Source organism: Nitratireductor thuwali, assembly GCF_036621415.1.
GTDB lineage: Bacteria > Pseudomonadota > Alphaproteobacteria > Rhizobiales > Rhizobiaceae > Chelativorans > Chelativorans thuwali.
In genome coordinates, this window is sequence record NZ_CP030941.1 from 566,239 (window position 1) to 580,382 (window position 14,144).

The 14,144-nt window shown below is 64.4% G+C and carries 10 protein-coding genes; 4 read left to right on the top strand and 6 right to left on the bottom strand.

Features of this window, described 5'->3' with window-relative positions:
- Window positions 1-144: 144 nt before the first annotated feature.
- Both NTH_RS02720 and NTH_RS02725 read right to left on the bottom strand, forming a co-directional pair.
- Entirely contained in the window at window positions 145-3,924 is a 3,780-nt protein-coding gene (locus NTH_RS02720) for an AsmA family protein (RefSeq protein ID WP_338531787.1), read from the bottom strand.
- 129 nt (window positions 3,925-4,053) lie between these two features.
- Window positions 4,054-5,475, bottom strand: a complete 1,422-nt coding sequence (locus NTH_RS02725; protein WP_338528561.1) for an FAD-binding oxidoreductase — start codon at window positions 5,473-5,475, stop codon at window positions 4,054-4,056.
- A gap of 224 nt (window positions 5,476-5,699) precedes the next feature.
- Here NTH_RS02725 and NTH_RS02730 point away from each other — a divergent pair, with 224 nt between their 5' ends.
- The 3 genes from NTH_RS02730 to NTH_RS02740 all read left to right on the top strand — a co-directional run bounded on the left by NTH_RS02730 (window position 5,700) and on the right by NTH_RS02740 (window position 8,149).
- The gene (locus NTH_RS02730) at window positions 5,700-6,173 is read left to right on the top strand and encodes a thioesterase family protein (protein ID WP_338528562.1); all 474 of its coding nucleotides are present in this window, start codon (window positions 5,700-5,702) and stop codon (window positions 6,171-6,173) included.
- Window positions 6,170-7,804, top strand: a complete 1,635-nt coding sequence (locus NTH_RS02735; protein WP_338528563.1) for a chloride channel protein — start codon at window positions 6,170-6,172, stop codon at window positions 7,802-7,804. Before NTH_RS02730 ends, NTH_RS02735 begins: the two co-directional genes overlap by 4 nt.
- Before the next feature lie 147 nt (window positions 7,805-7,951).
- Window positions 7,952-8,149, top strand: a complete 198-nt coding sequence (locus NTH_RS02740) for a hypothetical protein (RefSeq protein ID WP_338528564.1) — start codon at window positions 7,952-7,954, stop codon at window positions 8,147-8,149.
- Window positions 8,150-8,175: 26 nt separating this feature from the next.
- On the opposite strand, the gene NTH_RS02745 is transcribed toward NTH_RS02740, so the two are convergent.
- Together NTH_RS02745 and NTH_RS02750 are read right to left on the bottom strand one after the other, a co-directional pair.
- On the bottom strand, window positions 8,176-9,054 hold the full coding sequence (locus NTH_RS02745) for a dienelactone hydrolase family protein (protein WP_338528565.1): 879 nt from the start codon (window positions 9,052-9,054) through the stop codon (window positions 8,176-8,178).
- Window positions 9,055-9,194: 140 nt separating this feature from the next.
- Window positions 9,195-9,743: a glyoxalase superfamily protein gene (locus NTH_RS02750; protein ID WP_338528566.1), complete on the bottom strand. Its 549-nt coding sequence runs from the start codon at window positions 9,741-9,743 to the stop codon at window positions 9,195-9,197.
- Between the two features lie 296 nt (window positions 9,744-10,039).
- Between NTH_RS02750 and NTH_RS02755 the strand changes: the two genes are divergently transcribed.
- On the top strand, window positions 10,040-12,523 hold the full coding sequence (locus tag NTH_RS02755; RefSeq protein ID WP_338528567.1) for an ATP-dependent helicase: 2,484 nt from the start codon (window positions 10,040-10,042) through the stop codon (window positions 12,521-12,523).
- A gap of 133 nt (window positions 12,524-12,656) precedes the next feature.
- Here the strand turns inward: NTH_RS02755 and NTH_RS02760 are convergent, their stop codons facing one another.
- Complete coding sequence (locus NTH_RS02760) at window positions 12,657-13,118, bottom strand: hypothetical protein (RefSeq protein WP_338528568.1); 462 nt, start codon at window positions 13,116-13,118, stop codon at window positions 12,657-12,659.
- Window positions 13,119-13,511: 393 nt separating this feature from the next.
- Window positions 13,512-14,018: a hypothetical protein gene (locus tag NTH_RS02765; protein ID WP_338528569.1), complete on the bottom strand. Its 507-nt coding sequence runs from the start codon at window positions 14,016-14,018 to the stop codon at window positions 13,512-13,514.
- Window positions 14,019-14,144: the final 126 nt, after the last annotated feature.

Below are 14,144 nucleotides of genomic sequence, written 5' to 3' on the forward strand. Positions count from 1 at the left end.
GATCGCGGACATGGCCAGACCCACCGCACCGCCCCAACTCGGGCAGGCTATAGATGATCCCGAAAACTGGACGCGCTTTTCGGGAAGATCGCACGCCAGCAAGGGGATAAGGCACGATGACATTCAACGAGGCGTCACCGTGATCTAAGGGCGCTGGTCGAGCAGGTCGAGAAGGCCCCTCACCGTCAGCCCTTCCGTGCGCAGCACCGGTTCGGCATCCTGCTGAAGGCGCGACTGCGGCTCATCCGGCTGCCGTTGGGCTGGTGGCAGTGGCCTGCGTATGATGTTTTCGCCGTCGCCCACGTCGAGGCCCGCCGGCGGTTCGGCGGCTTCCTCGGTTTGCTGCTGGCGGACTTCCGCCTCCTGGCGCTCCCGCTCGGCTCTTTCCTCCGCTTGCCGCCGTCGACGATCTTCTTCCGCCTTGCGCAGCCGTTCTGCCTCCCGCTCAAGGCGCACCTGCTCGGCCTCGGCGGCTTGGCGGGCGGCCTCGCGCGCTTCATAGAGACGCGCCTCCCGGCGCAGGCGCTGCTTTTCGAGGAGAACCGCCTGCATGTGCTCGACGCGTGCCTGCTCCCGCTCCAATGCCCGCTGGGTCAGATATTGCGACAGCGGCTCAAGGTCGAGCCAGATGTCGGCTTCCCCGACAGGTCCCTGCGCAGCGAAGCGGACCATGGGTTCCGAGCCCGCCGTCGCCTCTTTTCCGGCATCGTAGACCACCGCGCCGGAGGCGCTGACGCTACGGTCGCGAAAGTCCGCCGAAGCCTCCGCGCTCATCTGAGCAGGCCCCGACTCGAGTTGCACGGGCGGCGTGCGCGCAACACCGTTGGCGATCGAAAATGCCAATTCGGCTTGTCCGGCCTCGAACACGCCGTCCCGGACGATCTCCGGCGCAAAGGCCTCCACCGCCGCCGTATCGATTTCCGGGCCGACCCGGTCAGCCTCGCGCAAGAGGGCCGGAAGCGCATTCGGATTGAAACCGGCGATGCGCAGGCCTTCCACCGCGGCAGAGCCCGACCCGGCAAGCGCCGAGACAAGGCCGCCGACCGACTTGCCGTTCGCTGTCAGCGTGACACTGAGATCGGCGCTGCCGGACAGGCCGGAGCGAGGCACCAGTTGCGCCATGGCGGCCCCGCCGAGCTGGAACTGAGCGCTCAGGAGAACTGTCCCCTGATTGTTCTTGAGCTCGGCAAGGCCCGAAATCCTTCCGCCGAGAAGATCGGCCGTGAGTTCGGAAACGGCGATGCCTTCCTCGTTCAGCCGCAACTGCATTGCGGCTTCGCTGCCGCTCAGTCCACCCGCCGACAATACGCCCGTAAGCAGTTCCACATCGGTGGTGAACGGCGGATTGGCCGACTGGCGGAAGGGCGCCCGAGGCCACTCGCCCTGCCCGGCTTCCATCGCCTCGGTGCCCAGCACCATCTCCCCCAGAAGCTGCAGATCAAGTGCGTCGAGGCGCAGCGCGCCGCTGAGATGAGGCAGTCCGTTCTTTATTTCCGCGTTGAGGTCGCCGGCCACGGTGTTGTCGGCGATCGTGCCGGACAGGCCAGAAATGACGGCTACCCCGCTGCCATAGTCGATCTGGCCCGTCAGCGACCCCGGCAGCCCCAGGCCGAAGCCCGGCAGCGAAATGCCGGCGGTCGCAAGCCAGGGTTCAAAGTCGTCGCTGCGGACCTGCGCGACCCCGCTGGCGTTGTAGCGGCCGGCAGTCCGCTCCACCGACCCGTCGAACGTGGCCAGCAGATCGTCGCCGGCGAAGCGGAAGGACGTCTCCACCGTGTCTGCAAGCCGGCCTTCCGCACTCACTTCAGCCTCCGCCTCGCCAGCCAGCCCCCATGGCATCGCCGGCAGGCCGAACAGGGCGTAAAGTGGCGCGGCATCCTCGTTCCGCACCGTGAGCCCGGCAGCGAACTGCGCATCCGCAAGCGCCGACAGGCGACCGTTGCCCGACAGGGTGAAACTGAAATCCGAGCCCCCTGCCGTCCCGCTGGCGCTGACAGCAAGGCCGGAGGTGCTGTTTCCATTGTCGGCGGCGCTTGCAAACAGGTTGACCTCGCCGTCTTCGAGCAGATCGGGGAACGCGGCCGCCCGCTCGGCAAGCGCCGTGGCCAGATCGTTCTCGGGAAAGCGGCGCGCCAGCACCATGGCGAGCGGAGCAAGGTCGACCGCGACGATGGACGCATCGATTTTGCCGGTGGGATTATCGGCAAAGCCGCTGACCTGCCCCGTCGCACTGATGCGAGCATCGGCAAGGCCCGTTATGGCCAGCCGGTCGATCTCCAGGAGGCCCTCGCGCAGGCGCAGCGCAGTGTCCAGATGATCGGCGGTCAAGCCTTCCGCACTCACCGGGCCGGCGGCTATCTCCAGGTCCACATCATGATTGGCCAGGCGGTTGTGTCCCTGGTCGTCGACGAACAGCGAGGCAAAGGCCTGCATGTCAGCGAGATCGAGCCGGCCGCCATCGAGTGTCAGCTTCAGCGACGGCCGGGCTTCGCCGTCAGTGCGACGCTCGACACTTCCGCCAAACCGCGCGTCGCCGAGGATGAGTTCTAGATTTTCGAAGCTCTGCCGTCCCTCCGAGAGCGCAACTTCGGCGCTGAAGCCGGCGGAGGGCAGCCGGCGGATGGCCTCGTCCACGTCCCGCGCAAGCCATGCCGCAAAACCCGACGGCTGACCGATCGCAAGCAGGATGTCGCCGTTGAACGAAACTTCCTCGCCGGTGCCGAGCAGGCCCTTGCCCTCGAAGCGGGTGCGGCCTGGCAGAGTGGCTGCCAGCGAATTCATCTGCCATCCGGCCTCCACGGGCTCAGCCTCGACCCGGATCTCACGAATGGTGGTGTCGCCCGCCACGATCGCGGGGAGATTGACGGCAATCCGGCCCGGCATGTCGGGTTTGGGCAGTTGGGCCAGAAAGCTAAGCAGCGCCGAAAGGCGCTCTTCCGCCGACTGGCCGGCGATGGCGCTCTCCGCCTCGCCGCCAACCCGAATCTGCGCTCCGTCGGCGGTGATTGAAAAGGACGGCTGGGCGCCCAATTCGACGGTTGCCTGCCCTTCGGCCGTATAAGGATCCGCCAAGGGGCCTGTCTCGAAACGAAACTGCTCCACCTCGAGCCGGCGATGACCGAGGGTGAAGCTGCCCGAAAGACGGTTGCCCGCCTCGGCCTCGGCCGCATCTGCCGCATCGGGCTGCGGCGGAACCGTTCGCAGGCGGAAGGTGCCGGCATAGCGCGCGGCGCCCTCCTCCATCCGCGCCTGACCGTCCGTTTCCAGCTCGATCGGATAGCCTTCCGGTTCGGCAACGACGCGCACCCGCATCGCCTGGTCGGGGCCGACAGCGCCGGTTGCAGCGTAGATCTTCAGCGGCAGCCCGTCGGCCCGCAACGACCCTTCGACGCGCCACGGGCCGGTCAACGCACGGGCGCTCAGATTCACGTCGATATCGTCGAGCATCACGGTGCGATCGGCCGATTCCTGCCGCACGACGATATTGCCGTCAGTGATCGTCACCTTCTCCAGCGTCACCTGCCGCGGATCGAAAGGCGACGACGGCCGGACAGCCCAGTCGATACGGCCGTTCTCGTCCATGTGGAGTTTGGCGCTCGGCCGCACGAGCCGCATGTCGAATATAAGGAGTTCGCCGCTGAGGAACGGCGCCAGTTCCGCATCCATGGAGAATTCCTCCACGGTCATCGACGGCTCGCCGCCCTGCCCGCCAGCAACCGTCACATCGGTGAAGGTGACAGACGGAAACGGCAGAAGCCGCGCCCGCGCCTCGCCTTCCACCGTGACCTCCCGTCCCAGCACCCGGCCCGCCTCGCGCTCAAAGGCCGACCGGTACGATGTCCAGTCGATGAAATAGGGCGCAATCAGCGCCGCCGTAAGCGCCAGCACCACAAGTCCACCGATGATGACGAATAAGCGCGCCAGTTCTTCAGCTCCGGTCTGTCAGATCAGAATGTCTTTGCCGCATGATCTTTGCGAAAACCGGCATCCGCTTTCCGGGATCATGCCCTGGCCCCATCATCGGCGGCTGGAATGTTCATTTGGTGGCCGCGCTCAAGATTTCGCCTGCATTGCAAAGATTTTGCCGGGATTCATGATGTTCAGCGGATCGATCGCCTGCTTGATCGCCCGCATATAGTCGACGCCGGCCCCGTGTTCTAGTTCCATATACTTCATCTTGCCCTGGCCGATGCCGTGCTCGCCGGTGCAGGTGCCCTCCATCGCCAGCGCCCGCATGTTGAGCCTCGACACGAAGCCCTCGCTGCGCTCGATCTCGCTCTCGTCATCCATGTCCATCAGCACCGTGACATGAAAATTGCCGTCGCCGACATGACCTACGATGGGCGCGACCAGGCCGGTTTCGGCGATATCGCGCTCCGTCTCGACAATGCACTCGGCCAGCCGCGAGATGGGCACGCAGACATCGGTGGCGAGCGCCTTCGCCCCCGGCCGCAGCGCCAGGCCTGCCCAATAGGCGTCGTGTCTTGCCTTCCACAATTTCTGACGCTTTTCCGCCTCGCGCGCCCAGTCGAACGGCCCTCCGCCAAATTCACCGGCGATCTCGCCGAACATCTCCGCCTGCTCCACCACGCCCGCATCCGTGCCATGGAACTCCAGAAAGAGGCAGGGGCTTTCGGGATAGTCGAGCTGTGAATAAGCATTGAGCGAGCGCATGCCGAGCGCGTTGACGAGCTCCATGCGGGCGACGGGAATGCCCATCTGGATTGTCATGATGACGGCCTGGCAGGCGGCTTCGACCGACGGGAAGGGACAGACACCGCCGGAAATGGCCTGGGGAATGCCGTAAAGCCGCAAGGTCAGCCCGGTGATGACCCCCAGCGTGCCCTCCGATCCCACCATGAGCCGCGTGAGATCGTAGCCGGCCGAGGATTTGCGCGCCCGCCGCGCGGTGGTGACGGCGCGCCCGTCGGGCATGACGGCCGTGACCGACAGAACATTTTCCCGCATCGTGCCATAGCGCACGGCGTTGGTGCCCGAAGCCCGCGTCGCCGCCATGCCGCCGAGGCTTGCATTCGCGCCGGGATCGATCGGGAAGAACAGCCCCGTGTCGCGCAGGTAATGGTTCAGGTCCTCGCGGGTCACCCCAGGCTCGACCGTGCAGTCGAGATCGTCCTGGTTGACCTGCAGCACCCGGTTCATCCGCGACGTATCGATGGATATGCCGCCAGAAGGGGCGTTCACATGTCCTTCCAGGGAAGACCCGACGCCGAACGGGATGATCGGCACGCGGTGCTCCGCGGAAAGCCGCACCACCTCCTGCACCTCCAAGGTCGTCTCGGCGAAGAAGACGCCATCGGGAGCCTGATTGGGGATATAGGTGGTGGTGTGGCCGTGCTGCTCGCGGATCGCCTGGCCCGTTTGAAAGCGCTCGCCAAAGAGCGTGGCGAGCCGGGCGGTCACCGCTTCCACGCCGCTTTCATTGCGCTGTGTCTCAGCCGACGCCGCGACAGCCATGTTTTTCCTCCAAAATTCGTCGTCCCGCCCTTGTCGAACGGGCTGCTTTCCTTTTGTATCCGAGTCTCCAGCAATTGCACCAATTGTCCAGTGGTCATTACGGTGCCGCGCGTCCTTTCGGACGCACAAGAGACGCCGTAGGGTATGAGTTCCGGCCTTGTGCTTTCCGAAATCTCTTCGATTTCGGGCCGACGCAATCGCCGAAGGAAAACGGAAGGCGCGCCGTGGGGGTACCGCATATTTCCCGACCGTTCCAGATCGAGACCGACTGGATCGACTATAACGGCCATATGAACATGGCTTATTACAACGTCCTGTTCGACCGTGCCGCCGACGAAGTCTTCGAAACGTTGGGCATGGGACCGGCCTATGCGCGCGACCGCAGGCTGACCGTCTACACGGCCGAAATCCATGTGTGCTACGTGCGAGAACTCCATCTCGGCGATAGCGTCAACGTCTCCTACCGCCTCATCGACCACGACGAAAAGCGGCTGCACTCCTATCAGGAGATCATCCACGCCGATGGCTGGCTGGCCGCGACCGGCGAATGCCTCACCTTGCATATCGACATGGCAGGCCCGAAGGTCGCCCCCTTTCCGCCCGACATTCGCGCCAATGTCGAAGCGCTCTTCGCCACCTACGCCGGCCTGCCCCGTCCCGAACGTGCGGGCCGCTCGATCGGCATCCGGCGGAAATGATACCGGAGCTCATCACCAACCTGCCCCGCATCCTGGTTTCATGGGTGCAGCCGAACCTCGAAACCTTCTGGAAGACCCGCCAGCCCATGGTCTGGCTGCTCGCGCTTGTGTTGGGCGCGGCCATCGCCGTCGCCGCCATCATCTTCCGCGAACTGATCGGCCTGTTCCAGATCCCGTGGCTCGGAACCCGCTCCGAACGTGTCTATTCGGCAGCGCTCCAGACACCCTGGTACCTGATCATGGCGGGTCCGGTGGCCGGCGGGCTTCTCGTCGGCCTGCTGCTCACCTTCCTCAAGAACAAGCGCACCGGCGCGGTGGCCGACGTCATCGAGGCGCGCGCGCTGACCGGCCGCAAGCTCGGCCTGCGCGACGGCCTCCTGTCGGCGCTCGTCACCGCGCTTTCGCTGGGCTCGGGCGCCAGCGCCGGCCGCGAAGGCCCGGTGGTCCATTTGGGCGCGGTCCTTGCCACGGCGGTGGCATGGCGGGCGAATTTGCCGGAATGGTGCCGCCGTACCCTGCTCGGGGCGGGCGTGGCCAGCGCCATCTCCGCCTCGTTCAACGCGCCCATCGCCGGCGTTCTCTTTGCCCATGAAGTCATTCTCGGCCACTACGCGATGCGCTCCTTCGTGCCCATCGTCATTGCCTCGACAGCAGGCGCGGTGGCCTCGCGGCTATGGTTCGGCGATGCGGCCGCCTTCCTCATCCCCAACCACCAGATAACGTCCTTCTGGGAGTTCCCGGCCTTCGCGCTGCTGGGCGTCACGGCCGCGATGGTCGCGATCCTGTTCCAGTTCGCGCTCTACATGGCCGATTTCATGGCGCGCGGCTCGCGCATTCCCTACTATCTCCTGCCGGCAGTCGGCGGCGCGCTGGTCGGGGCCATCGCGCTCGTCTTCCCACAGATCCTCGGCGTCGGCTATGAGGTGACCGACATGGCGCTGTGGCGCAAGCTGCCGCTGATGACCATGCTCGCCCTGATCGTCGTCAAGACCGTCGCCACCGCAATAACGTTGGGCGCGCGCTTCGGCGGCGGCATCTTTTCGCCGGCGCTCTATCTGGGCGCCATGACCGGCGGGTCCTTCGGCCTCATCGCCGCGGCGGCCTTTCCCGATATGGCATCCAGCGAAGGGCTCTACGCGATCCTCGGCATGGGCGCGGTCGCCGGAGCCGTGCTCGGTGCGCCCATCTCCACCACGGTCATCGTCTTCGAACTCACCGGCGGCTACACCCTGTCCATCGCCCTGCTGCTGACGGTGGCGGTGGCGCACGGCATAACCCAAGCCATCCACGGGCACTCGTGGTTCCACTGGCAGTTGGAGATGCGCGGGCTCTTCATCCAAGAGGGTCCGCACCGGGCGCTGGGCCAGATCACCCGCGTCATGGATTTCATGGAGCCGCTGGCCGGCGACGCCGAGCCGGAGCGTTACGATCCCGAGTCGGGGCAACCGGCACTGCGGCCGACGGATACGCTGGAATCGGCGCTGCGCGCCTTCGACAAGGGCGGCCATACGCGCCTGCCTGTCGTCGACCCGAAGGACGAGAGGCGGATCATCGCCTGGGCCAGCCATGTCCGCGCCCTGCGCTCCTTCAACCGCGCGCTGGTGCAGCTCAGCGAGGAAGAGCATCGCTGACCGGGCCGTTCACGCGCGGTTAACCAAACCGCCCTTTGCACAACTTAAGCAGGGCCGCTTCCTTGCGGCGCGCGCAGATGCAGCCAAGATTTCCTGCGGGGCGGTTAACGATTCGTATGTGAGGACGCGCAGTCCGGGAGACTGAGAGTGAAGGTCGATGTGAAGGAAATGTCGGAGCGGCTGGCCTACGACCCCGCCTTCAGCGATTACGATTTCTGGCGGGCCCTGAAATCGTTGGACGACGAGCTTTTCCGCATAGAATACGAGCGCCGACCTGTGCCCATGGAACTGGTTTTTGCCCGAGCCATCCTCCGCCGCGCCCGCAACGCGCGCGGCGAGGGATAGGCCCGGCCGCAATTCATGACCGAAGCTCAGGAAGCAAGCTTCTCCTTCAGGAAAGCGACCGTGCGCTGCCAGGCCAGTTCCGCGGCCTCCTGGTCGTAACGTGCTTCCGAGGTGTCGTTGTTGAAGGCGTGGTTCACGCCCTCGTATATATGAACCGTGTACTCTTTCCCTGCCGCGTCGAGCGCATCGGTGAACTCCTCGATCCCGGCATTGATGCGCTCGTCCAGCCCCGCATAGTGCAGAAGCAGCGGCGCGCTGATGTTTTCGACCTCGTCCGCGTCCGGCTGGCGGCCATAATAGGCGACGCCGGCATCGAGCTCGGGGTCATGGACAGCGAGGCTGTTGACCGTGCCACCGCCCCAGCAGAAGCCGATGGCGCCGACATTGCCGTTGGTCGCTTCGTGCTCTTGCAGAAAGGCGATGGTCGCCGACCCATTGGCCACGGTCTGCGCAGGATCGAGCTGTCCGAACATGCCGCGCGCTTCATCCTCATCCGCCGGGGTGCCGCCGAGCGGCGACAGGAAATCGGGAGCCAGCGCAACGAAACCCTCCAGCGCCATGCGGCGGGCGACATCACGAATGTGCTCGTTCAGCCCCCGGTTCTCATGAATGACGATCACGGCCGGCAGTGGCCCCGAAGCCTCGCGCGGACGCACGAGATAGCCGCGCATCTCGCCTTCAGCGCCGGGATAGGCGATCTCCTCCGCTACAAGCCTTTCATCATCCGGCGCGACGATGGCCGCCCGCGCCGAATTCGCCGCCAGCATCGGCACGATGGCCGCCGCAGCGGCACTCGAACCGGCGAGCTTGGTGAGCTTCGCCATGAAGCCACGGCGATCCAGCGTGAGATGCGTGTACTCGTCATAAGCGTTGATCATGGCCTGGGTGATCTTCGTTTCGGACATCGGCTGGCTCCCATGATTGTGTCGATATCCCCCGCGCCGCCCCAGCATCCCCGAGACGGCAGCACAGGTCCAATCACGCCCTTGTGAGCCACCGTGGATGCAGGCCGGGCCTGCATCCACGGTGGTTCGGTCCGCATGCATCACTTGATTTTGGAATGCCGCTCGAGGAAGCGGATGCGATTATTGAAGGGGTCCGTCACCACCATTTCCAGCCCCCACTCCTCCTGTGAGATGCCGGGCTTCAGGTAGCGGTAGTCCCTGGCGGAAAGTTCCTCATGGAATGCCCGCAGGCCGGCCGTATGAACGATCATGTTGCAGCCCGGCGAGGCATCGCCCGCATGCTCGCTCAGATGCAGCTTGAGGCCACTGCGCGACACTTGCTGATAGAGCGGGAAATTGTCCCCGAACCGATGCTCCCAGTCGACCGAGAAGCCGAGGAAGGCCTGATAGAATTCGCGCGCCTTGGCGACATCGAAGATGCGGATAATGGGAATGGCCTGCTGAAACTGATCCGCCTTACCGGCAAGCGTCGCCTGGTCGATCTTCGCCGAGAGTATGTTCCAGTTCGCGAAGCCGAATTGTCGGGCGACGACCTCCAGGGCGGCGCTGTGCGGCAGGTCGATGGAATGATCGGAAAGAGCCTCGCGCATGGCTTTCGCCATCGCCTTGGCGTCGAGATATGTGCGCATGATACGGTCCTTGCAACGGCGAAAGCCCCATCAGCGCCCGCATTGCCGACGTCTTCGCCGCCCTGCATCGGGACCGTTGAAAACGTGATGGATGCATTCGCCATCCCCTTTAGGGGCGCGAGCTGCCGGCCGCATCCTGCCTCGATGAAAGTTATGCGCGACTTCTCCCGCCGTCAACATACGTCTGCGTTGTATTCCCCATTCCTTTGGCTTCCCGGCCTTGGCCCGACGCCACCAAACCGGTACAAAAGGAAAACGCTTGGCCCCTGGGGGTCGAATCACCATATGCAGGCTCAATGTCAGGAAATCCCGACGATCTGCCGTTTTTCGGCGACGACGATATGCCGTCCCCGGCCCAGCCCGGCGGCGGCATTGCCGCGCGCGCCATGGCCGCGCGCCGGGGCCCGTCCACGCCTTATCTGGAAGGGTTGAACCCCGAGCAACGGCTCGCTGTGGAGACGACCGAAGGGCCCGTGCTCGTGCTGGCCGGCGCAGGCACCGGCAAGACGCGCGTGCTGACGACCCGCATCGCGCATATCCTGGCCACCGGCCGCGCCTACCCTTCCCAGATCCTCGCCGTCACCTTCACCAACAAGGCCGCGCGGGAAATGAAGATGCGCGTCGGCGTTCTGGTCGGAGAGGCTGTCGAGGGTATGCCATGGCTCGGCACGTTCCACTCGATCGGCGTGAAGCTCCTGCGCCGCCATTCCGAGCTCGCAGGCCTGAAGTCCTCCTTCACCATTCTCGACACCGACGATCAGATCCGGCTCCTGAAGCAGCTTATCCAGGCAGAAGGCCTTGACGACAAGCGCTGGCCGGCCCGTCAGTTCGCCCAGATGATCGACGGCTGGAAGAACAAGGGCCTGGCGCCCGGCGACATTCCCGAGGGCGACGCGCGCGCCTTCGCCAACGGCAAGGGCCGGCAGCTCTATGCGGCCTATCAGGCGCGGTTGAAGACGCTGAATGCCGTGGATTTCGGCGACCTCCTGCTACACCCCATCCGCGTCTTCCGCGAATATCCGGACGTGCTGCGCGAATACCACGCCAAATTCAAGTACATATTGGTGGACGAGTATCAGGACACCAACACGGCGCAGTATATGTGGCTGCGGCTTTTGGCCCAGCGCCAGGCCGGCAGCGTCAACGTGTGCTGTGTCGGCGACGACGACCAGTCGATCTATGGCTGGCGCGGCGCCGAGGTCGACAACATCCTGCGCTTCGAAAAGGACTTTCCCGGCGCCACCGTCATCCGGCTCGAACGAAACTATCGCTCGACCGCCCATATCCTGGGTGCCGCCTCGCACCTGATCGCCCACAACGAAGGGCGTCTCGGCAAGACGCTGTTCACCGAACAGTCGGACCCAGACGATCCCAAGGTCAAGGTCCACGCCGCCTGGGATTCGGAAGAGGAAGCCCGCGGCGTCGGCGAAGAGATCGAGGCGCTGCAGACAAAGGGACACGCGCTCAACGACATGGCCATCCTCGTCCGCGCCTCCTTCCAGATGCGCGAGTTCGAGGACCGTTTCGTCACGCTGGGCCTCAACTACCGGGTCATTGGCGGTCCACGCTTTTACGAGCGGCAGGAAATCCGCGACGCCATGGCGTATTTCCGGGTCGTGGCGCAGCCGGCCGACGATCTGGCGTTCGAGCGTATCGTCAATGTGCCCAAGCGCGGCCTTGGCGAAGCCGCGGTACGGCAGATCCACGATGTGGCGCGCATGCGTGGCGTTCCGCTCCTGCAGGCCGCCCGCGATCTCGTCGGCACGGAGGAAATGAAGCCCAAGCCGCGCGCGGCCCTGCGCACGCTGGCCGAGAGCTTCGAGCGCTGGCAGAGCCAGATCGACCGGGTCTCCCATACCGAACTTGCCGAACAGATCCTGGAAGAATCCGGCTATACGGACATGTGGAAGAACGACCGGTCGGCCGAAGCGCCCGGCCGGCTGGAAAACCTCAAGGAGCTGATCCGCTCGATGGAGGAATATGAAAGCCTGCGTGGCTTTCTTGAGCATGTCGCCCTGGTGATGGATGCCGAGCGCGACGAGGGCCTGGATGCGGTCAGCCTGATGACGCTTCACTCCGCCAAGGGGCTGGAGTTCGACACGGTCTTCCTGCCCGGCTGGGAGGAAGGGCTGTTCCCCCACCAGCGTGCGCTGGACGAAGGCGGGCGGACGGGCCTGGAGGAGGAGCGCCGCCTCGCCTATGTCGGACTGACGCGGGCCAAGCGCAACCTGCATCTGTGGTTTACCTCCAACCGGCGTATCCATGGCTTATGGCAGTCGACCCTGCCCTCGCGTTTTCTGGATGAACTGCCGGAAGCCCATGTCGACGTAGCCGAGGACGGCGGCGGCTATGGCGGCTACGGAAGGTCGGCCGGCCAACCCGGCCGCCCCAACCCCTACGGCCGATCCCGCTTCGACGATACCTCGTTTTCGAACAGCTACGCCACCCCCGGCTGGCAGCGCGCCCAGCGGAACCGGACCGACGCAACGGACCGCAACTGGGGCACGCGGTCAGGCCATCAGGCGGAACGGATCGGCTATGGCGAAACCGACTCCGGCTACGGCGCGGGTCGAGGATCCGTCAAGGGCCGGACGATCGAGGGGGAACTCGTCGCCAAATCGGTGTCCGACAGCCCATCAGCCTTCAAGATCGGCGACCGCGTCTTTCATATGAAGTTCGGGAATGGCAACGTTGCCGCTATCGAGGGCAACAAGCTCACCATCAATTTCGACAAAGCGGGCCAGAAGCGTGTTCTGGATGGCTTCGTGAAGGCCCTGTGAACCTTCGGCGGGCGCGGGCGTAGAGCGCCGTGCGTCCATTCGGACGCATGAAGGACGCCATACGCCGTCATGGAAACTGTACGTCGCGCTTTTCCGAAAATCGGCTCCGGTTTTCAAACCGGTGCCGTGGCGCCTACTTGTAGTACTCGAACTTGCCGTCGGCATTCTTGTCGCGCTTGAGAATGCCGCTGGCTGCGTAGCGTGACAGCGGGCCGGAAAAGGCGTTGGATTTGTATCTCACGCCGGCATCTTGCTCGCATTTCTTGACGATATCGCCGATCGTCCTGCGCTCCTGGAAGAAGTCGCTATCGATCAGCTTGGCAAGTGCCGCTACGGCCCCGCTGGCGCTCGGTGCCGTCTTGCGCGGCCGCCCCGGTCTTCCGCCCGAAGATGTGGCGGCCGGCCAATCGGCATATCCTGACGTCGGCCCCGGCCGGTAGTCCGGCGACTGTTTTTCCGAGAAGCCGGGCTCATCCCGCGCCTGATCGAACAGAAGCTCCACGATGCGCAGCTGAACCGCTTCGGATTCGAATTTGTTGACCGTTTCGGAAAGCTCCGCGAGCTGGCGCTTGAGTTCATGGAATTGCTTGTGCATTGAATTCGCCCCTATTGATCGCCGGTTCGCACTACTGCGCCTAAGCTAAATGCATATGGGGATATAAGCAGACCGAAAGTCAATACACGCAGCACGCGAGTATACTTCAGCAAAAGGTTGCGCTCCCAGAGGGCCAAGGGAACGGTCAGCGACTGGCTGAAAAACATAAGCTTTCCAGCAGTGGCTGAAGGATCGTTCTTCCGCCGACGCCAAATGCGCACCGATCCTTCCGACTCATCTATACGGAGAGAGCAAACGAAAGCGAAGAGAGGTATAGCCAGTCGAGTGCCGTTTAAGGGGCTATACACGGAGCACCCGATTGCAGAATATCCGCCGCACCCGAAGATGCAGCGGATATCCCGGCAGAACTGGAATGCTGGCGAACCGGCAGTATCAGCGGACGTACACGACCAGATCGCCCTCGGCATTGGTTTCGGCGGCGACGACATTCTCGACCTGGACCTGTTCCTCCTCGAGCTTGTCGGCAACCGTGCTGTTGGCCTCGACCGCGTTGCGCAGCGCGTCGACGTCCTCCTGGTTCTGGGACAGCGCATTGTCGAGCGCGTTCATGCTCTCGCCCTGCGCCAGTTCACCGATGCGGATGATCTCGACATCCGACGCGTCGGTAACGGCCTCGACATCCGCCGCCGCAGTGCCGCTGGCCTGGATGGCGGAGATCACCGAACCGAAGTTGGCTTCAGCCCCGGTGCTGGCGGTGACACCGGTGTCGACGCCGACGTCGGCTCCGGTATCGGTGCCCGCACCCGCATCCATCTCGGTATCTATTTGTGCGCTCGTACCGGAGTTCGTCTTGATTTCGCTGCCATCGGCCGCGGCCATACCGGCAAACGCAACGGAAGCGAAAAGGGGTGCGATGGTCAGTGCAAGAATGCGCTTCATGTTTCATGCTCCTGTGGTGGATCGTCCCTCCAAGCAGCCAAACGCCAATGATTCGCCGGTGTTCCTCTCGCAAATTGGGAGTTTTGGTGGCAACGGGCCTGTTTTTGGCCTTGTTTCTCCTGGGCG